Raw genomic sequence first — 23,392 nt, 5'->3', positions numbered from 1 at the left:
CGCGCCGCTCAGTCCTCCCGGCTCGTCAGTCCTCGTCGAGCTCGGCGAGCACCTCATCGGACACATCGCCGTTGGCGTAGACGTTCTGCACGTCGTCGCTGTCCTCCAGCGCCTCGATGATGCGGAACATCTTCTTGGCGCCGTCGGCATCCAGCTCGATCTCCATCGTCGGCAGCCAGGACGCCTCTGCGGAGTCGTAGTCCACGTCGGCGGCCTGCAACGCCTCGCGGACACCCACGAAATCGGTGGCCTCCGAGACGATCTCGAAAGACTCCCCCAAGTCGTTGACCTCCTCGGCACCGGCATCGAGGACGATCTCCAGGATGTCGTCCTCGCTCTTGCCCGCCTTGGGCACGATCACGACACCCTTGCGGTGGAAGAGGTAGGCGACCGAACCGCTGTCGGCCATCGAGCCGCCGTTCTTCTGCAGGGCGGTGCGCACCTCGGCCACGGCGCGGTTCTTGTTGTCGGTCAGGCACTCGATCAGCAACGCGACACCGCCGGGGGCGTAGCCCTCGTAGGTCAGCGCCAGGTACTCCGCGCCACCGGCCTCGGCGCCCGAGCCACGCTTGACCGCGCGGTCGATGTTGTCGTTGGGGACCGAAGACTTCTTGGCCTTCTGGATGGCGTCGTAGAGCGTGGGGTTACCCGCCGGGTCGCCACCGCCGGAGCGGGCCGCGACCTCGATGTTCTTGATCAGCTTGGCGAACAACTTGCCGCGCTTGGCGTCGATTGCCGCCTTCTTGTGCTTGGTTGTCGCCCACTTGGAGTGACCACTCATGTCCCTGTTACCGCTTCCTCGTGATCGCGCGCCGGCCGATCCGCGCCGGAGCGTGGATCAGTCTAAAGGGAGCGGCGACGGGGCCCGAGCCAGCACTCAGTAGACGTCGCGCGCGTACCGGCGCTGCGCGGACAGCTCGCGCAACCAGTCGTGTGCCTGTGCTTCGCCCATCCGACCGTGCGTGACCGCCACCGAGCGCAGCGCCGCCTCGACGTCCGGAGCCATCCGGGATTTGTCGCCGCAGATGTAGACGTGCGCGCCCTGCTCCAGCCATTGCCACATCGTTTCGCCGTGCTGACGGATCCGGTCCTGCACGTAGACCTTGCGATCGGTGTCGCGTGAGAACGCTGTGTCCAACCGGCTCAGCGTGCCGTCCGCGAGTAACTCGCGCCACTCGTCGCGGTAGTAGAAGTCGGTCGTTTCGTGCTGCTCCCCGAAGAGCAACCAGTTGCGCCCGTCATGGCCCGCGGCGCGACGTTCGCGCAGGAAACCGCGGAACGGTGCCACGCCGGTGCCCGGGCCGATCATGATCGCGGGCGCGGACCGATCGGACGGTGGTCGGAAGTGTCGTTGTCGCTGCACGAAGATGCTCACCGCCTCGCTGGCTCGATCCGCAAGGAACGTTGAGCAGACGCCGCCGCGTCGCGACCTGGCCGCCTGGAAGCGCACCACCGAGCAGGTGATCTCCACCCGCCGCGGATCCTCCTGGGCGCTGGAGGAGATCGAGTACTGCCGCGCGGTCAGTGCGTCGAGTACCGCCAGCCACTCCGCTCCGGTGGCGCGCACCGGATGTTCGTGCAAGAGGTCGACCAGTTGCCGACCCCATCGCCACCGCGTGAACGCGGCGCTGTCCAGCCGGCTCACGGCGGCCAGGTCCTCGTCGCCGCGCCGCTCGGCGACGAAGGCAACCACCTGCGGTGTGATCGAACAGATCTCCAGCCGCGAGGCCAGCGCGTCGCCCAGCAACAGTCCGGTGCCGCCGATCGTCACGTGCTCATCGCCGCTCAGACCGCAAACGGTCAGGAACTCCTCGACGTACGCCGGATCGTTGCGCGGCAGCACCGCCAGGGCGTCACCCGCCTCGTAGCTCAAGGTGCCGGCGGGCAGCTCGAAGGCCACCCGCCGTACCTCCTTGGCTGAACCCTCCTGTCCCAGAGTGTGATTGGCCAGCAGCGTGGTCGCCAGTGGGTTCTTTCTCCCGTACGCCGGCCGGCTGGCTCCCGCTTCGCTTGCCAGCTCGCGGGTGCTCACCGGCGCCCGGTGCGGCACGCGCCCGGTTGCTCGCAGCGCCGCCACGACCTCGCCCACCCAGGCCGCGGCGGTCGCGTCGAAGTCCGGCGGACACTCCCCTCGCACCCTCAACCGCGTCCCGCCGACCTCAGCCAGCCGGTCGTCGAGGGCGCGTCCGAAGCCGCAGAACGACCGGTAGGCAGGATCGCCGAAGGCCAACACGGCGTACTGCAAGGTCCCCAGCGCGTGCCGGTCGGCACCACGTAGGAACTCCACGAATTCCTTTGCGTCGTCGGGAGGTTCGCCATCACCGGTCGTACTGGTGACGAACAGCACGGTGCCGGCGAGGTGAGCGGTCGTCAACGCAGCCATGTTGACCGGCACTGCCCGGACCCCGCAATCGGCCAACTGCTGCACCAGGTCGGGCACATACTCCTCGACAGTGCCGGTCTGGGAGGCCCATGCGATCTGGACCGCGCCCTTGTCCACCGGTGCCGCGACTGCCGCCGGCGTCGCAGTGGCGATGGCACATGGGACCAGGGACGGTTCGAGCCGCACACTGCACACCTTGAACTCCGGCTGGAGCGACATCGGGTCCGTGGCGTCGTTGGTCAGTGCGTTCACGGCGAGCAACGGACCATATTCGTCGGCCCAATGCATCGGGACGAAGCAAGACCCTTCCCGGACCCGGTCGCTGCTCAACGCCGGGAGCACCGCCTCCCCACGCCGGGTCGTGAGGCGGACCGGTGATCCGTCGGCCAGCTGCAGCCGGGCGGCATCGCTGGGGTGGATCTCCACGAACGGCGCCGGGTTCAGCCGGTTGAGGGTCGAGACCCGGCCCGTCTTGGTCATCGTGTGCCATTGGTGGGCCAGGCGACCGGTGTTGAGCACCATCGGGAACTCGTCGTCGGGCAGTTCCGCCGGCGGCAGATGCGGGCGCGCCAGGAAGGCCGCCCGTCCGTCGGGACGCGGAAAGGCGATCGCTAAGACCGAGCCGTCCGCGCGACGCAGCACGCGCTGGCTGCGACCGTCGTTCAGGTAGCGGATCGGGTGCCGCGGCTCGGTGTCTTCGGGCGGGTTGGGCCACTGGACCGGTTGCTCGCGCAGGCGGTCGTAGGTGATACCTCGGATGTCGTATCCCGTTGCGGGATTGTGGAATTGCCGCAGTTCGTCAAATATCTCCTCAGCGCTGGAGAAGTCGAAACCGGGGTAGCCCATCCGCTGCGCCACCTGGGCGATCAGCCACCAGTCGGGGCGCGCGTCACCGGGAGCAACCGCGAACGGTTGGGCCAGATTGAGGGTGCGTTCGGAGTTGACCAGCACTCCCTCGGACTCAGCCCACAGCGACGCCGGCAGGGTGAGGTCGGCGTACGAAATCGTCTCGTTGCGCTCGTAGGCGTCTTGCACGATCACCAGCTCGCAGCGCTCCAACGCTTCGATCACCGTCGTGCGATTGGCGACCGAGTGGACCGGGTTCGTGCAGATCACCCAGGCCGCTTTGATCCTGCCGTCGGCCATGTCCCGGAACATCTCGATGGTGCCGCGACCGACGTCGCTGCGGAGGGCACCCGGCGCCAGTCCCCATTGCTGCTCGCAGTACTCCCGATCGGCCGCGTCCAGCACCGTGCGTTGCCCGGGCAAGCCTGGACCCATGTAGCCCATCTCCCGGCCGCCCATGGCGTTCGGCTGCCCGGTCAGGGAGAACGGCCCGCTACCGCGCCGCAGGATCGCCCCGGTCGCCAGATGCAGGTTGCAGATCAGGTTGGTGCTCCACGTGCCGTGCGTCGATTGGTTCAGGCCCATCGTCCAGCAGGTCATCCAGTCGGCGGATTCGGCGATCCAGCGGGCCGCGGTGCGCAGATCATCGGCCGCCAGACCGGTGAGTTCCGCGACCCTGTCGACCGAGAAGTCGCCCAGTAGGTCCAGCACTTCTGACCAACCGGTCGTGTGCTCGTCGATGAACCTCTGATCGATCGCGTCTGCATCCACCAGTAGGCGCAGCAGCCCGTTGAGCAGGGCCAGGTCGGTGCCCGGCTCGATCTGCAGGTGCAGGGTGGCTGCCTCAGCGGTGCGGGTACGTCGCGGGTCGACAACGATCAGCCGCGCACCCGCGGCGACGCGTTGCATCATCCGTAGGAAGAGGATCGGGTGGGCGTCGGCCATGTTGGAGCCGATGACCAGGAACAGATCGGCGTGGTCGAAGTCGTCGTAGGAACCAGGCGGGCCATCGGCGCCCAGCGACTGTTTGTAACCGGTGCCGGCGCTGGCCATGCACAACCGGGAGTTCGACTCCAGGTTGGTGGTCCGCATGAAGCCCTTGGCCAATTTCGTTGCAAGGTATTGGGATTCGAGAGACATCTGACCGGAGACATAGATTGCGACGGCGTCGGGGCCGTGCGCCTCGATCGCTGCTCGCAGACCCGTGGCGGCCGCGTCCAAGGCCTGCTCAAGGCCGACAGATTCTCGGTCAACGTCCCGCGTCAGCCGCTGCGTCGCCGTGGCCATCCGGCCGCCGCTGCTGAGCAGGTCCAGTGTCGTGGTGCCTTTGGTGCACAGACGTCCGGCGTTGGCGGGGTGATCGGGTCGGCCGGCCAAGGACCGCTTGCCGTCCTTCTGGCTCACGGTGAGTCCGCAGCCGACGCCGCAATAGCCGCAGACGCTGGGTATCGCGGTCCGGTCCGGCACGCTCATCCCGACTCCTGCACCACATCAAGGCGGTACCCACGCTTGACCACGGTTTTCACGACCCGCAAGTTGCCAAGGCTCTCCCGTAGCCGCGCGACGGCTACTTCAGCGGCGTGCGGATCGGCCGAGTCACCGGGCAACACCTCCAGCAGGTCTTCGCGGGCGACCACCGCGCCGGGCCGGGCGGCCAGCAGCCGCAGTACCTCCAACCCGCTGGGAGAGATGGGCAGGACGACGTGGTCGAGCGTGGCCGCCGACGCTCGCACGCGCAACTGACCATCGACCACCTCGGTGGCGTGGTCCTCATCGCTGTAGAAGAGGACCACAGCGCGGATCAGCGCCCCGAGGCGACCTCGATCCGGCACCAGCGGAGCGAGTTTCGCCGTCACCAACGGTGCCGCCGTGATCGGGCCGACCGTCGCGACCAGCAATCGGTCGGCCGCCACGAGGGCTTGGATGTCGTCCAGGACGTTGTTGGCCCGTGCTTCGGCGATCCACGCCGCCGCCGCCGGAGCCGAGGTGAAGGTAACGCAATCGAACTGTCCTGCAGCGGTTTCCAGGATCGAGCGACGCAGACCCTCCGGGTCCGGCGACGGACCCCAGCGGTAGATGACCAGGGTGGTCACCGTTGCGCCTGCTTCGGTGAGAGCAGCCGTGAGGCCGTCGTCGCCGGCGCCGTGCTGCTGGATGAAGATGCGTTGCTCATCGACACCCTCAGCGACCAGGAACTCCCCCAACTCCGCCGAGGTCTCGGATTCGGCTACCCAGTCCGGGGTCAGACCGGCAGCCTGGATAGCCCCTCGCGCCTTAGGACCGCGAGCCACGATCCGTGCCTTTCGTAACGACGCCTCAAGCCCCGGCAGCAGGCCCGCCGCCTCCGCCGTCTCCAACCAACTGGTGAAGCCCACGCCGGTGGTGACCACCACGATGTCCGCGGGGTTCTTGATCAATGTCCGGCTGCGCGCGATGAGAGAGGGCTCGTCGATGTGCGACTCGACTCCCAGCGCGGGCGCGACCTCGACCCGGGCACCCCGACGTTGTAACGCGCTGGCCAAGTCGGCTGAACGCCGTTGGGCCGTCACGAGAATCCGGGTGCCGGCGAGGACTGGCGGGTGGGCGTTCATCCGGCGCTGGAGGTGGCCAGCACCCAGACACGACCGTCCCGGATCTGCACCGGCCACACCCGAAGTGAGTTCGACGGATCGTCGAGGCATTCACCGGTGCGTAGATCGAATGTCTGTTTGTGCAGCGGGGAAGCCACGGTGGGTACCCCGCCCCTGCTGCCGACCAAACCGCGGGCCATCACGTTGGCCCCGGTGAACGGATCCCGGTGCCCGACCGCGTAGATTTCGCCGTCGCTACATCGGAACAACGCGATCTGCTGCGTCCCGACCAGTGCAGCCGATCCTCGGTCGATCCACAGATCGTCGACGGAGCACACCTGGGTCCAGATCGCGGTGTTGGATGCTGTCGGGGTTTCCAGTGCGGTCACGATCGCTCCTCCCGGTCACGTGCGAGAGTCGCGCCGTTGCGACGTGCTGATGTTGAGTCATTCTGCCCGGATTCGCGGCTCGGTGGGTCGCCCACGAACGGTTCGGATCGGCGTACCGGGATCGTCGGGTTCGCGATCAGCACCGGCTCCGCGGGGCGTCGCTGCCCCCGCTCGGGCACGTACGCCAGATCCGGGTCGGGCGTCTGAGGTGCATTGACGAACGAGGTGAAGCGGCTCAGCTTGGCCGGATCGGCCAGCGCCTGCGCCCATTCGTCGCGGTACGCAGCGACGTGGGTCGCCATGGCCGCGTCCAGATCCGCACCGATCCCCAAGGAGTCCCGTAGCACCACGTCCTGCACGTGCGCCAGTCCACCTTCGATGGATTCAATCCAGGGCGCGGTGCGCTGGAGGCGGTCCGCCGTGCGCACGTAGTACAACAGGAACCGGTCGATGGCTTGGATCAACTGGTCGTCGTCCAGGTCCTCGGCGAACAGTTGGGCGTGTCGTGGGGTGAAGCCGCCGTTGCCGCCGACGTAGAGGTTCCAGCCCTTCTCGGTGGCAATGACGCCGACATCCTTGCCCCGCGCCTCGGCGCATTCGCGAGCACAACCGGAGACGCCGAGCTTGATCTTGTGCGGCGAGCGCAGACCCCGGTAACGCAGTTCCAGCAGGATCGCCATGCTGACCGAGTCCTGGACGCCGTACCGGCACCACGACTGTCCCACACAGGATTTCACCGTTCGCAGACTTTTGCCGTAGGCGTGTCCGGACTCGAATCCGGCGTCGATCAGCCGCTGCCAGATCACCGGCAACTGCTCGATCCGGGCCCCGAAGAGATCGATCCGCTGGCCGCCGGTGATCTTGGTATAGAGGTCGAAGTCCTTGGCGATCTGGCCGATGACGATCAAACCCTCCGGGGTGATCTCTCCGCCCGGGATCCGTGGCACCACCGAATACGTGCCGTCCTTCTGCAGATTCGCCATCACGTGATCGTTGGTGTCCTGCAGCGCGGAGGTGGCCTCATCCAGGACGTGCGCACCGGGCCGACCGGCCAGGATCGAGGCCGCGACGGGTCGGCAGATGTCGCAGCCATTTCCTCGGCCGTGTCGGGCGAGCAACTCGCTGAACGTCGAGATACCACTGAGTTGGACGATCTCGAAGAGCTCGGCACGACTGACGTCGAAGTGCTCGCACAGGGCGTTACTGACCTGGACGCCGGCAGCGGTCAACTCGGCGTCCACCAGCTTCTTCACCAGCGGCACGCACGAGCCACAGCTGGTGCCTGCCTTGGTGCATCCCTTGACTGCGCCGAGGTCCGTGCAGCCACCCTCGGACACGGCGCACCGGATGGTCCCCGCCGACACGTTGTTGCACGAGCAGACGATCGCCTCGTCCGGCAGGGTGGCCGAGGGGGCCGGCGCGGCACCTTCGGGTAGCAGCCACGTCGAGGGGTCCGCGCCCAGTTCGGCGCCGACCATCGGGCGCAACGAGGTGTACGCCGTGGCGTCGCCGACCAGGATGCCGCCGAGCAGGGTGCGGGCGTCATCGCTCATGACCAATTTCTTGTAGACCCCGGCCACCGGATCGGCGTACGCCACCTCCAGGCTGCCACCGGTTGCGCCGAACGCGTCTCCGAAACTGGCGACGTCCACGCCCATCAGCTTCAACTTGGTCGACAGGTCCGCCCCGGTGAAGGTGGCGTGGCCGCCCAGGATGCGATCCGTGGTCACCTCGGCCATCGTGTAGCCGGGGCCGACCAGGCCCCACACGCGGTCGGCGATGCATGCGACCTCACCGATGGCGTAGATGTTCTCGTCACTGGTGCGACAGGCCTCGTCGGCCATGACGCCACCGCGGGGGTGCACTTCCAGGCCGCTCTCGCGGGCCAGTTCGTCTCGTGGTCGTACGCCGGTCGCGAAGACCACCACGTCGACTCCCAGCCGCTCGCCGTCGGCGAAGGTGACGCCGGAGACCTGGCCGTGCCGGTTCGCGGTGATCGCGCTCGACGCCGTGCCGGTGCGGACCTCGACACCGAGTTGCTCGATGAGCCGTCGCAGAGCAGCGCCGCCGGCCGCGTCGACCTGCAGCGGCATCAGCCGATCGGCGAACTCCACGACGGTGCATTCGGCGCCCAGTTCCCGCAGCGCCCCGGCGGCCTCCAGGCCCAGCAACCCGCCGCCCACGACCAACCCGCGTACGTCGCGGCGCAGCGACGTACCGCGTTCGCGGACGAACGCGCGCAACTCGGCAACGTCGTCCACGGTGCGGTAGACGAAGCAACCGGTCAGGTCGTTACCCGGGATGGGCGGTTTAGTGGCGTAGGAGCCGGTCGCCAGCACTAACGTGTCGTACGGGTGACGAACCCCGTTGGCCGTCACACACTTCCCTACCCGGTCGATCTGCGTGACCTGCAGATTGCGGCGCAGTCGCACGCCGGGCTGGGACCACAGGTCCTGGTCGCCCAGCAGCAGCGCGTCGGGGTCGTAGTGCGTGAAGAACGACGTCAGCGCTACGCGGTCATACGGCGGGCGGGACTCCTCACCGAAGACCTCGATGTCGAACTCATCGGTGGCGCCGCGTTCGACCAGTGCTTCCACGGCCCGGCGAGCAACCATCCCGGCGCCGACGACGATCAGCTTCTTGCGTTCCATGCCATCAACGGTGTCGTCGTCGTGTTTCGCCCTGATGCGCCTGCACGTAACGGTGATGAGAAGTTCGCCTCACAGCGCTGCCGGACCGGGTGTGAGGTTTCACAACGCCCGCTGAGCATCGGTGAGCAGAACGTTGCGCGCCGGTTACTGCGCGGGTCGGCCGGCGAAACCAGCGGCTTCTAGTTTCACCGTCATCAGCTTCCGAGCAACGTCGCCGGATCTTTGTATCACCCTGCGCTGCAACTACTTTCACCCCTTGCCCGCGCAGCCCATCTCAGGGAGGACCATGATGACCACCACATCGCCACCTGTGCAGGACACATCGGAAGACCCAGACCTCGCCGGACTGACCCTTCGTCCCGGTCGCTGGATCGACGGCTGGGACCCGGAGAACACCGCTCAATGGGAGTCGGTCGGCCGAGGCATCGCTCGCCGCAATCTGATCGGCTCGGTGTTCGCCGAGTTCCTCGGCTTTGTCACCCTCGGCATCTGGAGCATCGTCGTGCCCAAACTCGGTGCGGCTGGCTTCGACCTGACCAACAACCAGCTCTACTGGCTCATCGCGCTACCCGGTCTGCTGGGTGCTGCCCTGCGGATTCTCTACACCTTCATGCCGCCGATCTTCGGTGGCCGGAACTGGACCGTCATTTCCGCGTTGCTGCTCTTGATCCCGCTGAGCGCGCTGACCTGGGTCGTGCAGCACCCGGACACCCCCTATGGCGTCCTGCTCACGGTGGCCAGTCTGGCCGGACTGGGTGGCGGCAACTTCGCCTCCTCAATGGTCAACATCTCCTTCTTCTACCCACAACGCGAACGTGGTCGGGCGTTGGGCATCAACGCGGCGGGCGGCAACATCGGCTCGGGGATCGTGGTGCTCGTGGTGCCCTTTGTGATCGGTGCGGGCAGCGCCGCCACGGCCGGCATCGCCCTGTACCGGGCCGGATTGATCTGGATCCCGTTGGTCATCGTGGCAGCCGTCTTGGCCTACCTGACCATGAACAACCTCGCCAGCGCGCACGCGGACCTGGTCACCTTCGCGATGGCCGCCCGTTATCGGCACAACTGGATTCTGTCGTTGATCTACCTGGGCACCTTCGGCTCCTTCCTCGGACTGTCCTTCACCTTCCCCAAACTGACCTCCGACCTGTACCCGCACATCCCGTTGCAGATCGTCTTCATCGGTGCCGTGGTCGGCGCACTGGTCCGGCCCGTCGGCGGCATGCTCGCGGATCGCTTCGGTGGCCGCTGGATCACCATCGGCGCGTTCGCGGTGATGGCCGCGGGTTCGATCGCGCTTGTCGCCAGCCTGGGCAAGGTGCCCTTCGCGGTGTTCCTGCTGCTCTTCCTCGTGCTGTTCGCAGCGTCGGGGATCGGCAACGGCAGCGTCTACCGGATGATCCCGGCGGTCTATCACGTCGGCGAGCACGACGACGCCAGCCGGGATCGCGCCAGGCGCACGGCTGCAGGCACCATCGGCATCGCCGGAGCCGTGGGTGCGCTGGGGTCGTTCCTGATCCCCCGCAACTTCGCGATCTTCGGGGTGCACCAGGGTCTGATCAACCTGACCGTCGTCTATCTGCTTCTCATGGCGCTCACCTGGGTGGTCTACGCCCGGCGTGGGTCGGTCATGGCGCCCGAGCGGATCTAACCGGCCGCGCGCACCATCTCGGCGAACAACGCGTGCACCCGGTGGTCACCGGTGACCTCCGGGTGGAACGAGGTCGCCAGTGCGTTGCCTTGACGTACGGCGACCGGATGAGTCCCGCCGTCCGGTCCGGTCACGCTGGCCAGGACCTCGACGCCGTCGCCAACGGACTCCACCCACGGCGCTCGAATGAAGACGGCCCGAATCGGGTCACCATCGACCCCGGCCACCGCCAGGTCGGCTTCGAAGGAGTCGACCTGGCGGCCGAAGGCGTTGCGCCGGACCGTCATGTCGATCGCGGCCAGCGGTTCCTGGTCGGGGCGACCGTCCAGGATGGTGCTCGCCAGCAGGATCATCCCGGCACACGAGCCGTACACCGGCATCCCGTCGGCAAGTCTCTGCCGCAACGGTTCTCGCAGTTCGAAGGTTGTGATGAGTTTGTCGATGGTCGTCGACTCACCCCCGGGGATGACCAACCCGTCGAGAACCGCCAACTCCGCCGGTCGACGTACCGCAGGGGCTTGGGCGCCGGCGCCCTCGAGGGCACTCTGGTGCTCTCGCACGTCGCCCTGCAACGCGAGCACCCCGATGACGGTCATGCGCCGACAATAGGCCGGACGCGGCCCACGAAGCCTGCGGGTCCCGGCAAACGAGAAGCGATCCGACCGGACCGTCAGCGCCGTGCCCGGTTCGACAGGTAGCCGTCGACGACCGCGACACCCAGGTCGTCCAGTTCGGGCGCGACCACCGTGCCACCGACCCGGTCCGCGAGTTGGTTCAGGAAGCGCTCGAGGGACGGGTCCTCGCCGAGGCGGTAGATCGTCGTACGCGCACCAAGGCGGGTCACCGCGTCCAACTCCCGCACGCTGTAGGCGACGGTCAACGGGTGCGGCGGGTAGGCGAAGGCGACCTCACCATCGGGTTCGATGTGGGCGGTGGGCTCGCCGTCGGTGACGATCAGCAGGACCGGTTGGGCGGCCGGGTGCTTGCGGAAGAACTCCTGCGCCAGCAGCAGGGCGTGATGCAGATTGGTGCCCTTATCCCATTCCGGCGCAAGGGAAGTCAGGGTTTCGATCGGCATCCGCTCGGCCCGCCGGGCGAACGCGATCAGGTCCAGTTGATCACCGCGGAAGCGGGTCTGGATCAGGTGGTGCAGCGCGACCGCGGTGCGCTTCATCGGCAGCCAACGCCCATCCATCGCCATCGAGAACGACGTGTCGACCAGGAGCGCGACCGCTGCGTGGGTGCGTTCCTGGGTCTCCTGCACCTCGACGTCGTCCATCACCAGCACCGGGCCACCGTCCACGGCCCGCCGCAGCGCCGCATTGGTCATCGTGCGGGATACGTCCCAGGGCTCGGTGTCGCCGAAGGCCCACTGCTTGCTCGCCCCGGTCGCTTCTCCGGCCAGACCGGCGCGCATCGCCTGCCGCGACCCGTCCCGACCGGACAGAGATCGCGTGATGTCGCGCAGCAGCGTCTTACCCAGTTCGCGCATCGCGCGCGGGGACAATCGAAGGTCCCCGTCGGCGTCCTTGTGCAGCATGTCCCGCTGGCGCATCCCGGCGTCCAGGTCTTGCAGGTGCCGTGCGGCGTCGGCCGCTTCCGGCCCGAGCAACCGGGTCAACGCATCCAGGTCCAGGTCGGCCATCTGCGACCCGGCGTAGGACTGGGAGAGTTGCTCGGCCAGTTGGTCGAGCGCAGCGACTTCCTGCAGCACCCCCGTGCCGTCCCCCAGGCCCAGGCCCTGCTCGCCGTCCATCGCCTCCGAACCACCCCAGCCGGCGTCCGGACGAAGCTCCTGCAACAGCGAATCGAGTTGCGACAGTTGTGACATCAGCTGCGGCGAGCCGAACGCCGAGGCCGCCAACTCATCGAGTTCGGCGCGTTGCTCCGGGGTCAGCGAGTTGCGCAGCCGTTGGGCGGCCGCGGCGCGCTGGGCCAGCGAATCGAGCAGTTCCTCGATGTTGCGCGGCGCTTCGGGGAAGTGCTGGCCGTGTTTGGCCATGAATTCATCGAAGTCCGCCGGAGTGTCCGCACCGCGGGCGTGCTTATCGAGCAGGTCGTTGAGGTCGGAGAGCATCTCACTGACCTCTTGGCGGTCCTCATCGGTGGCATTCTGCAGGGCTTGCTTCATCCCGGCGAAGCGCTGGTCGAGCATCTCCCGGCCCAGCAGGTCCTTGATCTGCTCGAACTTCTCCCGCGCATCCGAACTGCGCCACTGGTAGTCGCCGAGTTCGGTCACGGCGGCCGCCGGTGACGGCGGAAGGTTCTCGATCCGCATCTCGGCGAACCGGGCGTCATCGTCAAGATCGCGCGCAAGTTGTTGCCGCTCGGCCAGCACCGCCTCATCCAGGAGCTGGCGGATCTGATCGAAGGTGCCCCCGAGGTTGCTGCGTTCCAGCAGGTCCTGGCGCCTGCGCATCGCCTGCGCCGCCAGATCGTCCAGGCCCCGGCGCCCCTGCGGACCCTGGCGCAGGAACTCGCGCAACGCCCGGTCCGCCGAGTACCCGGCCATGACGCTTTCGCTGACGGCATCGAGGGCCTCGGCCAGATCCACCGGCGGCGCCAACGGGTCCGGACCGCCGGAGTAGCGGTGGTAGCGGCTGTCGCCGCGAGAACTGCTCATCATCCGTACGTCGTGTGGCCGGTTTCGTCGGCGTCCTTGCCGATCCGTCGCGCCAGATAGAGGCCCTCGAGTGCGAACTCCATCGCATTGGCCCGCTCCCCCGGCGATGTCGCCTCGAAGCGCTGCTCGATCTGGTCGTAGAGATCCGACTCGCCGATCGCGGGTAGTTGGGCCAGCACCTCCTGCGCCGGTGTGCGCGGGCCGGTCTCGATCTGGGCGCCATCCTCGATCGCCGCGACCAGCATCGCGAGGTCCACTCCGGCCAGCGTGCCCCGGACGGTGTCCGCGATGCTGGTGCGCAGCAGGTGCTCCAGCACCGGTCGCTCCCGGCCTTCGTGACCGGATTCGAACTCGACCTTGCCGGTGAGCACATCCAGCACATCCGGTAGATCCACGACGCGCGCGACCGCCGCTGCCTCGCCACTGACCGTGGCTCGGTGCAACGCGCCGGCGGCCACCGTTTCGGCGGCGGCGATCGCGAATCGGGCTGAGACACCGGAGCGTTGATCGATGGCGGAGGATTCCCGCAAGGCCCGGGTGAAGCGGGCGATGACTTCGAGCACCGATGCGGGGACCTCGGCCACGACCGCACTTTCTTGCTCGATCACCGCGGCCTCACCGGCCAGGTCCAGTGGGTAATGGGTTCGCACCTGCGCCCCGAAGCGGTCCTTCAGCGGGGTGATGATGCGCCCACGGTTGGTGTAGTCCTCCGGGTTGGCGCTCGCGACGACGAGCACGTCCAACGGCAACCGGACCAGATAGCCGCGGATCTGGATGTCCTTCTCTTCCATCACGTTCAGCATCGCGACCTGGATCCGTTCCGCCAGATCCGGTAGCTCGTTGATCGCGACGATCCCGCGGTGCGCCCGTGGGATCAGGCCGAAGTGGATGGTTTCGGGGTCACCCAGGCTGCGGCCCTGGGCGACCTTCATCGGATCGACGTCACCCACCAGGTCGGCCACGGAGGTGTCAGGGGTAGCCAGCTTCTCCGCGTACCTCTCGGATCGGTGCCGCCACGCCACGGGTAGGTCGTCGCCGAGTTCGGCTGCGCGGCGCCGCGATTCGGTGGTGATGGGGTCGTAGGGGTGCTCCCCAGTTCGGCACCGTCGATCACCGGGGTCCACTCGTCCAGCAACAACGGCAGCGTCCGAAGGAGCCGGGTCTTTCCTTGCCCCCGCTCGCCGAGGAGGACGACGTCGTGGCCGGCGAGCAACGCGCGTTCGAGCTGCGGCAGCACGGTGTCGTCGAACCCCTGGATCCCGGGCCACGGGTCCTGGCCGGAGGCGAGTGCCGCCAGCAGATTCGCGCGCAGTTCCTCCCGCACCGTGCGGTGAACGTGGCCGCTGGCCCGCAACTGTCCGACCGTGGTGATGGCTGGCGGGTCGGTGCGCTCAGTGCTTGTCACGCGAGGAACGCTACGCCGTGCGGGGCTGTCGTGAACCACCCTTACCGGAAGCACCCTCCGCACGTGCCTACGATTCACAGGTGACACGACGATGGATCGATCTCGACGGCCTGGTCAACATGCGCGACGTCGGCGGGCTGCCGACGGCGAACGGCGGTCGCACCCAGTTCGGCCGGTTGATCCGGTCGGACAACCTGCAGGACCTCACCGCGCAAGACGTGCGACGCCTGGTCGACGACCTCGGCGTCACCGACATCGTGGACCTGCGCGCCGACCGCGAGCTGCACCTCGAGGGGCCCGGTCCGATGCGCGAGGTCAGCACGGTGACCCATCATCACCACTCGTTGCTGCGGGAGAAGGGCGACGAATCGACCGAGGACGTGGCGCAGCGAGCCCTGGGCACGACGCCGCGCCGGGTCCGCGACGCCGACTTCTGGGCACGCAACTACCTGGGTTATCTCGAACATCGACCGGACTCGGTCTCCGGGGCCCTGTCGGCCATTGCTGACGCCTCGGGAGCCACCGTGGTGCACTGTGCAGCCGGCAAGGACCGCACCGGCACCGTCGTGGCGATGGCGCTGGATGTTGCGGGAGTGCCGCACACCGAGATCGCCGCCGACTACGCTCTCACCCAGGAGCGGCTCGCCGCGATCGTGGCCCGGTTGTCCCAGCGCCCGTCGTACGGCGAGGCCCTCGCGACCCAGACCTTGGCCGACCAGACGCCGCACGCGGATTCGGCGTTGGCGATCCTCACCGCCCTGGCCGACGGTTGGGGTGGCGCGGCCGGTTGGTTACGCGACCAGGGTTGGTCCCAGGACGAGGTCGACCGGCTGCGCGACCGGCTCACCCGGTAACGCGTTACCAGCCGCGCTCGGCCAGGCGGTGCGGTTGCGGGATCTCCTCCACGTTGATGCCGACCATCGCCTCACCCAGGCCGCGGGAGACCTTGGCGATCACATCGGGGTCGTCGTAGAACGTCGTGGCCTTCACAATCGCCTCGGCGCGCTCGGCGGGGTTGCCGCTCTTGAAGATGCCGGACCCGACGAAGACACCCTCGGCGCCCAACTGCATCATCATCGCCGCGTCCGCGGGGGTCGCGATGCCGCCGGCGGTGAAGAGCACAACCGGAAGCGTCCCGAGGGATGCCACTTCCTTGACCAGTTCGTACGGCGCCTGCAGCTCCTTGGCGGCCACGAATAGCTCATCCTCGGGCAGCGAGGTCAACCGCCGGATCTCCTGACGGATCTGCCGCATGTGGGTGGTCGCGTTCGACACGTCCCCGGTGCCGGCCTCACCCTTGGAGCGGATCATCGCCGCACCCTCGGTGATCCGGCGCAGCGCCTCACCGAGATTGGTCGCACCGCACACGAAGGGGACGGTGAACTCCCACTTGTCGATGTGGTTGCTGTAGTCGGCCGGGGTCAGCACCTCGGACTCGTCGATGTAGTCGACCCCGAGGCTCTGCAAGACCTGTGCCTCGACGAAGTGACCGATGCGGGCCTTGGCCATTACCGGGATGGACACGGCGGAGATGATGCCGTCGATCATGTCCGGGTCGCTCATCCGTGAGACGCCGCCCTGGGCGCGGATGTCGGCGGGGACCCGCTCGAGCGCCATCACCGCGACAGCACCGGCGTCCTCGGCGATCTTCGCCTGGTCGGGCGTGACGACGTCCATGATGACGCCGCCCTTCAACATCTCGGCCATCCCGCGCTTGACCCGCGCGGTTCCCGTCGTCTCGTTCGTCATGCCATCAGGCTAGAGGCCGCTGCAGGCAGCTACGTGCCACCGACCAGCATTTGGCATGAAACGGACAGGAGGACCTCCTGCCGCGCTCAGGCCTCCGGCACCGGGATCGCGACCTGAGGGACGGTGTCGTCGAAGTCGAGCACCTGCGGCAGGTCGGTGTGCCCGGCCAGGCGGAACACCCGCACCAACGGCTGGGCGCGCATGTTCTGCACATCGGCGACGGCATCGTTGTAGAACCGGCGCGCCAACTGCACCCGCTGACAGGCCGCCTGGACCCGGTCGATCTGCTCCACCGCGTAGCCGTCCCGCGCCCGCATCGACTCCACCACCTCCGCACTGAGGACCGCGCCCAGGGTCTTGGTCAGGTTGGTCTCGACCTGGGCACGATGGGCATCGACGCCTTGCTCGGAGACTTCCGCACGCACCGCGGCCGCATCGGAGATGTCCAGGGACTCACTGGCCGCTTCGGCGAGTAACAGGGCACTGGCCGGATCGATCAAACCGGAGTTGGCCAGTTCGACCGATACCTCGGCGCGCCGCACCAGTTGGGCGTCCAGCGCCGACACCGATCCTTCGACCTTGGCGTGCAGCCGGTCGAGCCGGGCTGCGTTGTAGGACAAATACCAGGCGATCACGGCCATGATCGCGATCGCGAGTGCGATCCACCCCAGCGTCTGCATCAGTCGCCTCCTGTCAGTCTGCGCAGTTGCCGGACAGCCGACAACCGCATCCCCCGCCGCGTGGTACTCGGTGCGGCCTCTTCCATCATGGCCGGGCGAGGCTCTGCGGCGATGACGGTTTCGTACACATTGATGATCTCAGTGGCCACCCGCGACCAGTCGAACTCCCTCGCCCGCTGCAGACCAGCGGAGCGCAGCCGGGCGCGCAGGTCGCCGTCGCGCAGTACGCGCTCGATCTGGCCGGCCAGGGACGACGGGTCCTCGTTGGCGAACAGGGCGCCGCACAGCCCACCGCGCAGGACCGCATCGAAGGCTTCGATGTCGCTGGCGATGACCGGGGCGCCCGCGCTCATCGCCTCAATCAGGATGATGCCGAAACTCTCCCCGCCGGTGTTCGGCGCGATGTAGGCGTCCACCGAGTGCAGCATCGAAGCTTTCTGCTCATCGGTGACCGGACCGAGGAACTCACACGCCTGCTTGACCTGCTCCGGTTGCCCGGACATCACCTCCCGCGGATCACCCGGCCCGGCGATCAGCACCCGCAGGCCGGGATAGCTCAGCAGCACCTGCGGGAGGGCTTCGAGCAGCACCGCGATGCCCTTGCGAGGCTCCTCGATCCGTCCGAGGAAGGCGATGGTCGGCCGCTGCGGTGTCCCCCGCCAACCCGGGGTGACGTGTGCGCGGGCGAAGTCATCGACGTAGACGCCGTTGGGGATGACGGTGCAGTCCATGTCGACATGCGACAGCAGGAACCGGCGGGCGGCCTCGGACACGGCGATCCGGCCACGGATCTTTTCCAGGCCCGACTGCATCAACGGTTGCAACGTGCTCAAGGTTCGCGAGCGCGCGTTGCTGGTGTGGAACGTCGCCACTAGCGGCCCCTCACACGCCCACATCGCCAGCATGGACAGACTGGGGCTGATCGGTTCGTGCACGTGGACCACGTCGAATTCGCCGCGCTCGACCCATCGCGAGACCCGCGCCGCGGTGACCGGGCCGAACAGCAACCGAGCGACCGACCCGTTGTAGGGCACCGGCACCGCCTTGCCGGCGCTCTCGACGTACGGCGGCAGCGGAGTGTCCTCATCTGCGGGCGCCAGCACGCTGACGTGATGTCCTGCCGCCAGCAGGTATTCGGCCAGGTCGCGCACGTGGAACTGCACGCCACCGGGCACGTCCATCGCGTACGGGCAGACGATCCCGACCCTCACCGCGCGTCCCTCGTGCGCGCCGGATCCAGGTCGTCGAGGAAGACCCGTTGCATCATGTGCCAGTCCGCGGTGTGCAACCTGATCTGCTCACCCAGTACGTCGATACAGGCCTGGGTCATCAACCGCACCTTCTCGGTGTCGTCGACTCCGTCCGGCACCGGGACCCGGGGGCCGATGTGGGCGGTGATGCCCTGCATCGCGCGGCCGGGCAACGGTCGGTAGCGGATGGCGATGGTGTGCAGCGCGGCGCCGGTCTCCAGGGCGAGTCGGGCCGGTCCGGCGGCCACCTTGGCCCGATGCCCGCACAGCTGCACCTCGACCCCGTGCGAGGTCAGGTCACGATCAGCGAGCAACGGCACGAAGCCACCCTCGTTCAGCGCGTCGCGCATGGCAGCGTACGGCGCGCTGCCACCGGTGAGCGGGACGATCGTCATGCCCAGACTCTCCCGGAACTCCAGGAACTCCTCGAACAACTCCTCGGGCTTGAGCCGCTCGGCGATCGTCGTCACCTTCGCGAAGTGGTAGGTCGCCCACGCACCGGTCAGATCCCAGTTGCCCATGTGGCCGAGGAAGCCGACCAACGGTTTGCCGGCTCCCACCTGGGCCCGGATGTCGTCACCGTGATCCTCCAGTTCGACGATGCCGTCGAGGGATTCGCGGTTCTGCAACTGCAACCGGAACGCGTCGCAGAAGTACCGCAGATAGGAGCGCATCCCCTCCTTGACCAACGCCTCGAGCGCCGGCTCATCCAGTTCCGGACGGACCCGGGCGTAATTGGACCGCAGCCGTTGGACGCTCTTGCCGCCCCGCGCGTAGGCGCGGTCAGCGATCACCTGGAACGCGGCGTACGCCGATCGCTCGGGCAACCGCCGTACCAACCCCCACCCGGCGCGATAGCCCGCGACGGTCGCTGCCCCGGTCAGCTCGCTGCGGCGGCTCACGCCCCGGTCTCCGCCGCGAGCGCCTGCTGACGCACGGTGAGCATCCGTTGGATCACGGTGATCAGGCTGGCCACGGCCAACAGCGCGAGCACCACGCCGAGGACTGCGGTGGGCAGATGCAGGAACGGGATCCCGACCAGCCCGGTGGTCACCAGCACCGCGACGAGCCGGTCAGCGCGCTCGGCGATCCCGACGTTGGCGGTCATGCCCAGACCCTCGGCCCGGGCCTTGGCGTAGGACACGACGCTGCCCAGCACCAGGCAGGCCAGCGCGAGGGCGGTCATGACCATGTTGTCGCCCTTGCCGGCGTAGTACAGGATCAGGCCGCTGAAGATCGCGGCGTCACCGACCCGGTCCAGGGTGGAGTCCAGGTAGGCGCCCCACACGCTGGAGCGCCCGGACTGGCGGGCCATGTTGCCGTCGATCATGTCGGAGAACACGAAGCAGGTGATGAAGATCGTGCCCCAGAAGAACGAGCCGCGCGGGTAGAACGCGAGGGCGCCGACGCACACCCCGAGCGTCCCGACGATGGTGACGGCATCGGGACTGATGCCCAGCTTCAGAAGGAACCGGGCGATGGGGGCGAACAACGTCGTGAACAGGGCCCGGGCGAATCGGTTGAGCATGGTGCTGCTGAGCCTACGGGTTCAGGCCTGCGCTTCCGGCCAAGCGGCCATCAGGCGCTCGCGAGTGTCTTCCAACAGGACCGGCAACGCCTTGGTCTGGGCGACGATCGGCAGGAAGTTCGCGTCGCCGCCCCAGCGAGGGACGACGTGCTGATGCAGGTGCGCGGCGACCCCGGCCCCGGCGACGGCACCCTGGTTCATCCCCAGGTTGAACCCGTCGGGCGCCGAGGCTGTCGTGAGCGCTGCGATGGCGGCCTTGGTGAGGGCGGTGAACTCAGCCGTCTCCTCGTCGGTCAGGTCGACGTAGAGCGGAACGTGCCGGTAGGGGCAGATCAGCAGATGGCCGGGGTTGTACGGGAAAAGGTTGAGCACCACGAAGCACAGGTCGCCGCGGTGCACGATCAGCCCGTCGGCGTCACTGCGAGTCGGTGCGACACAGAACGGGCACGCGTCGGAGTCGTCGTTCTCCGGCTTCGGGGTGTCGATGTAGACCATCCGGTGCGGGGTCCACAGCCGCTCGAACCCATCGGGCACCCGGGCGAAGTCGTCGTCGCGCTCCATAGCTGGATCCTAGGCAGTGCGGGCCGGCGCGGAATGATCGCCGGGCGCACATGGTTGGCGGGAATATGACCTTCAAGAGTGCGTTGCCGGGCGAAATCGCCGAAGAGAAGACCGAGTGGGTCCGTGGCCAGCTGGAGACCATCGACAAGACCGGTACCACCGAGTCGGTCCAGGTGATGGACCGGCCGATCGTGGTCTACACCATCCGTGGGCGTAAATCCGGTCTGCTGCGCCGGGTGCCGCTGATGCGCGTAGAGCACGACGGCTCGTACGGCGTGGTGGCCTCCAAGGGCGGCGCGCCGGAGCACCCCGCGTGGTACCACAACCTGCAGGCTAACCCTGAGGTCGAGGTCCAGGACGGCACCACCCAACTGATCGGGATCGCCCGTGAGCTGTCCGGCCCGGAGCGCGAGCAGTGGTGGGATCGCGCCGTGGCTGCGTACCCGGAGTACGCGAACTACCAGACGAAGACCGACCGGCAGATCCCGGTGTTCGTGGTGGAGCCGGTCCGCACGGTCGGCTGATCCTGCAGCCCTCTCGGTTGAATCAGGGGCGCCACTCCATCAGCCGGTCCGCGGCCGGGGTGAAGCCGGCCCGCTCGTAGACGCTGCGGGCCTGCTGCCGGGCGTTGAGCTGGATGCGGTCGACCTGATGGCGACGAGCCCAGTCCTGCACGTCCGTCAGCATCCGCCCGGCGAGACCGTGCCCGCGGTGAGCGCGGACCACGAAGACCTGGCCAACGTGCAGCCAACTGACGACCGGCCTGCGCAACGACGGCAGCTTCGTGATGAGGGCCGCCTGCACCAGGCCGACCGCCTCACCCTCGGGACCGAAAGCCAGCCACGTCGGTCGGCGGGCGTAGTCGGCCAGCCAGGCATCGGCGTACTCGGTGATGAAACCGGGACGCGGCGTGGCGGCGTCGTCCTCCAGGTCCATCTGGAGGGCGAGCGCCGCCACGATCAGGCCCTCATCGCGAGTGGCGGGGATGATGCGGACGTCGCTCATGCCTCGCATCGAAGCACACCCGACCGGCGAACGGACCGCCTCAGACCTGGGCGCGGCGTTCGATCGCTGAGGTGATCTCGGCTACCGCGTCAGCCAGCGGTACGGCGTTCTTCTGCGAACCGTCGCGGTAGCGGAAGGACACAGCACCGGCCGATCGGTCCTCCTCCCCCGCGATCAGCACGAACGGCACCTTGGATTTGGATGCGTTGCGGATCTTCTTGGGGAACCGGTCGTCGGAGTCGTCGAGTTCGACCCGGACCCCTTGCGCTGCCAGCGTGTCCAGCACCCCGCCGAGGTAGTCGGCGAATTCCTCGGCGACCGGCACGCCGAGCACCTGCACCGGGGACAGCCACGGCGGGAAGGCGCCGGCGTAATGCTCGACGAGCACCCCGAAGAAGCGCTCCAGGGAGCCGAACTTGGCCGAGTGAATCATCACCGGCCGTTGCCGCGAACCGTCAGCCGCTTGGTACTCCAATTCGAAACCGCGCGGCTGGTTGAAGTCGTACTGGATCGTCGACATCTGCCACGAACGCCCGATCGCATCCCGTGCCTGTACCGAGATCTTCGGACCGTAGAACGCCGCGCCGCCCGGATCGGGCACCAGTTCCAGCCCGGACTCCTTCGCTACGTCCTCCAGGACCTTGGTCGCGATCTCCCACTCCTCATCGGAGCCGATGAACTTGTCCTTCTTGTCGCCCTCGGTGTCCCGCGTGGACAACTCGAGATAGAAGTCGTCCAAGCCGAAGTCACGCAGCACCGACAGCACGAAGTCCAGCAGATGCTTGACCTCGGCCGGCGCCTGTTCGGGGGTGCAGTAGGAGTGCGAATCGTCCTGCGTCAGACCCCGCACCCGCGTCAGACCGTGCACCACACCGGACTTTTCGTAGCGGTAGACCGAACCGAACTCGAAGTACCGGATCGGCAACTCGCGGTAGGACCGCCCGCGCGACCGATAGATCAGGTTGTGCATCGGGCAGTTCATGGCCTTGAGGTAGTACTTCGCGCCCTCGAGCTCCATCGGCGGGAACATCGTGTCGGCGTAGTACGGCAGGTGGCCGGAGGTGTGGAAGAGGCCCTCTTTGGTGATGTGCGGGCTGCCGACGTAGGAGAAGCCCTCCTCGATGTGCCGGCGCCGCACGAAGTCCTCCATCTCCCGCTTGATCACCCCACCCTTGGGATGGAAGACCGGCAGCCCGGAGCCCAGCTCGTCGGGGAAGGAGAACAGGTCCAACTCCGCGCCCAGCTTGCGGTGGTCGCGCTTCTCGGCCTCGGCGAGGCGGTCCAGGTAGGCCTTGAGTTCGTCCTTGCTGGGCCACGCCGTGCCGTAGACCCGCTGCAACTGCGGGTTCTTCTCGCTTCCGCGCCAGTACGCCGCGGCGGAGCGGGTCAGCTTGAACGCGTTGCCGATCAGCTTGGTCGAGGGCAGGTGCGGCCCGCGACACAGATCACCCCACGCCCGCGACCCGTCGCGACGCAGGTTGTCGTAGATCGTCAGCTCGCCTCCGCCGACCTCCGCGTCCGCCCCCTCGGCGGCCTCACCCGCGTTGCCCTTGAGCCCGATCAGCTCGAGCTTGTACGGCTCGTCGGCCAGTTCGGCGCGCGCTTCCTCATCGGAGACGACGCGCCGGGAGAACGTCTGCCCCTCGTTGATGATCTTCTGCATCGCCTTCTCGAGGGCCTTGAGGTCCTCAGGGACGAACGGCGTCGCGACATCGAAGTCGTAGTAGAAGCCGTCCGTGATCGGCGGTCCGATCCCCAGTTTGGCGTCCGGGTTGATCTGCTGCACGGCCTGGGCCAGCACGTGGGCGGCGGAGTGCCGCAGGATGTTCAGGCCGTCCGGCTCGTCGATGCGCACCGGCTCGACCTTCGCATCGGCGGGCAGCTCGCGGAAAAGGTCCTGCAACTGGCCGTTGACGCGCATCGCGACGATCGCTTTGTCGTCGCCGAAGAGCTCCGTGCCGGTAGTGCCCTGCAGCGCCGCTCGCTCGCTTCCGGCGATGGGGGCAGGGACCTGGGCAGACACGGGCGTTCTCCTCGCGTTCTCGGGTGACGCGCCACGGGCGCGGCGCTCGACCCAGGTTATCGGCCAACCGGCGCCAGGCTT

General features: G+C 67.7%; 18 protein-coding genes and 1 pseudogene. 3 read left to right on the top strand and 16 right to left on the bottom strand.

What is annotated here, in order from left to right; translation table 11 throughout:
- Positions 1-25 precede the first annotated feature (25 nt).
- The 5 genes from DR843_RS05405 to nirB all read right to left on the bottom strand — a co-directional run bounded on the left by DR843_RS05405 (position 26) and on the right by nirB (position 8,839).
- Positions 26-781 (bottom strand): YebC/PmpR family DNA-binding transcriptional regulator, encoded by a 756-nt coding sequence (locus DR843_RS05405; RefSeq protein WP_109684440.1) that lies wholly within the window; start codon positions 779-781, stop codon positions 26-28.
- A gap of 96 nt (positions 782-877) precedes the next feature.
- A complete protein-coding gene (locus tag DR843_RS05400) occupies positions 878-4,702 on the bottom strand; it encodes a bifunctional nitrate reductase/sulfite reductase flavoprotein subunit alpha (RefSeq protein WP_109684439.1) in 3,825 nt (1,274 codons plus the stop codon).
- Positions 4,699-5,820, bottom strand: coding sequence for a uroporphyrinogen-III synthase (locus tag DR843_RS05395; RefSeq protein ID WP_109684438.1), 1,122 nt, complete (start codon positions 5,818-5,820; stop codon positions 4,699-4,701). The genes DR843_RS05400 and DR843_RS05395 overlap by 4 nt, the downstream gene beginning before the upstream one ends.
- On the bottom strand, positions 5,817-6,188 hold the full coding sequence (nirD, locus tag DR843_RS05390; protein ID WP_245934006.1) for a nitrite reductase small subunit NirD: 372 nt from the start codon (positions 6,186-6,188) through the stop codon (positions 5,817-5,819). The genes DR843_RS05395 and nirD overlap by 4 nt, the downstream gene beginning before the upstream one ends.
- Positions 6,185-8,839: a nitrite reductase large subunit NirB gene (gene nirB, locus DR843_RS05385; RefSeq protein ID WP_109684437.1), complete on the bottom strand. Its 2,655-nt coding sequence runs from the start codon at positions 8,837-8,839 to the stop codon at positions 6,185-6,187. Before nirB ends, nirD begins: the two co-directional genes overlap by 4 nt.
- A gap of 289 nt (positions 8,840-9,128) precedes the next feature.
- Here nirB and DR843_RS05380 point away from each other — a divergent pair, with 289 nt between their 5' ends.
- On the top strand, positions 9,129-10,487 hold the full coding sequence (locus DR843_RS05380; protein WP_109688606.1) for an MFS transporter: 1,359 nt from the start codon (positions 9,129-9,131) through the stop codon (positions 10,485-10,487).
- Here the strand turns inward: DR843_RS05380 and pdxT are convergent.
- The 3 genes and pseudogenes from pdxT to DR843_RS05365 form a co-directional block, all read right to left on the bottom strand.
- On the bottom strand, positions 10,484-11,083 hold the full coding sequence (gene pdxT / locus DR843_RS05375; RefSeq protein WP_109684436.1) for a pyridoxal 5'-phosphate synthase glutaminase subunit PdxT: 600 nt from the start codon (positions 11,081-11,083) through the stop codon (positions 10,484-10,486). The genes DR843_RS05380 and pdxT overlap by 4 nt on opposite strands.
- Positions 11,084-11,157: 74 nt before the next feature.
- Positions 11,158-13,110, bottom strand: coding sequence for a vWA domain-containing protein (locus DR843_RS05370; RefSeq protein WP_109684435.1), 1,953 nt, complete (start codon positions 13,108-13,110; stop codon positions 11,158-11,160).
- Positions 13,110-14,515: pseudogene (locus tag DR843_RS05365) on the bottom strand (sigma 54-interacting transcriptional regulator). Before DR843_RS05365 ends, DR843_RS05370 begins: the two are co-directional and overlap by 1 nt.
- Positions 14,516-14,595: 80 nt before the next feature.
- Between DR843_RS05365 and DR843_RS05360 the strand changes: the two are divergent.
- Positions 14,596-15,369 (top strand): tyrosine-protein phosphatase, encoded by a 774-nt coding sequence (locus DR843_RS05360; RefSeq protein WP_245934005.1) that lies wholly within the window; start codon positions 14,596-14,598, stop codon positions 15,367-15,369.
- A 4-nt stretch (positions 15,370-15,373) separates the two neighbouring features.
- Here DR843_RS05360 and pdxS read toward each other — a convergent pair whose 3' ends face one another.
- The 6 genes from pdxS to DR843_RS05330 form a co-directional block, all read right to left on the bottom strand.
- Positions 15,374-16,264 carry a pyridoxal 5'-phosphate synthase lyase subunit PdxS gene (pdxS, locus tag DR843_RS05355; protein ID WP_109684434.1) on the bottom strand — a complete coding sequence of 297 codons (891 nt, stop codon included), beginning with the start codon at positions 16,262-16,264 and terminating at the stop codon, positions 15,374-15,376.
- A gap of 86 nt (positions 16,265-16,350) precedes the next feature.
- Positions 16,351-16,944 (bottom strand): hypothetical protein, encoded by a 594-nt coding sequence (locus tag DR843_RS05350; protein ID WP_109684433.1) that lies wholly within the window; start codon positions 16,942-16,944, stop codon positions 16,351-16,353.
- Complete coding sequence (locus DR843_RS05345; RefSeq protein ID WP_109684432.1) at positions 16,944-18,155, bottom strand: glycosyltransferase family 4 protein; 1,212 nt, start codon at positions 18,153-18,155, stop codon at positions 16,944-16,946. The genes DR843_RS05350 and DR843_RS05345 overlap by 1 nt, the downstream gene beginning before the upstream one ends.
- A complete protein-coding gene (locus DR843_RS05340) occupies positions 18,152-19,096 on the bottom strand; it encodes a phosphatidylinositol mannoside acyltransferase (protein ID WP_245934004.1) in 945 nt (314 codons plus the stop codon). Before DR843_RS05340 ends, DR843_RS05345 begins: the two co-directional genes overlap by 4 nt.
- Positions 19,093-19,722: a phosphatidylinositol phosphate synthase gene (gene pgsA / locus DR843_RS05335; RefSeq protein WP_109684431.1), complete on the bottom strand. Its 630-nt coding sequence runs from the start codon at positions 19,720-19,722 to the stop codon at positions 19,093-19,095. Before pgsA ends, DR843_RS05340 begins: the two co-directional genes overlap by 4 nt.
- Before the next feature lie 21 nt (positions 19,723-19,743).
- A complete protein-coding gene (locus DR843_RS05330; protein WP_109684430.1) occupies positions 19,744-20,283 on the bottom strand; it encodes an HIT family protein in 540 nt (179 codons plus the stop codon).
- A gap of 65 nt (positions 20,284-20,348) precedes the next feature.
- Here DR843_RS05330 and DR843_RS05325 point away from each other — a divergent pair, with 65 nt between their 5' ends.
- Positions 20,349-20,807, top strand: coding sequence for a nitroreductase family deazaflavin-dependent oxidoreductase (locus tag DR843_RS05325; protein ID WP_109684429.1), 459 nt, complete (start codon positions 20,349-20,351; stop codon positions 20,805-20,807).
- 22 nt (positions 20,808-20,829) lie between these two features.
- Here the strand turns inward: DR843_RS05325 and DR843_RS05320 are convergent, their stop codons facing one another.
- Both DR843_RS05320 and thrS read right to left on the bottom strand, forming a co-directional pair.
- Positions 20,830-21,288, bottom strand: a complete 459-nt coding sequence (locus tag DR843_RS05320; protein WP_170119751.1) for a GNAT family N-acetyltransferase — start codon at positions 21,286-21,288, stop codon at positions 20,830-20,832.
- A 40-nt stretch (positions 21,289-21,328) separates the two neighbouring features.
- Positions 21,329-23,311 carry a threonine--tRNA ligase gene (gene thrS, locus DR843_RS05315; RefSeq protein WP_109684427.1) on the bottom strand — a complete coding sequence of 661 codons (1,983 nt, stop codon included), beginning with the start codon at positions 23,309-23,311 and terminating at the stop codon, positions 21,329-21,331.
- Positions 23,312-23,392 lie beyond the last annotated feature (81 nt).

The sequence above is a fragment of the Branchiibius hedensis genome (genome assembly GCF_900108585.1).
In the GTDB taxonomy this organism is placed as follows: Bacteria; Actinomycetota; Actinomycetes; order Actinomycetales; family Dermatophilaceae; genus Branchiibius; species Branchiibius hedensis.
Note: the sequence above shows the minus strand (reverse complement) of the source record. Positions and strands in the feature narration are given on the sequence as shown.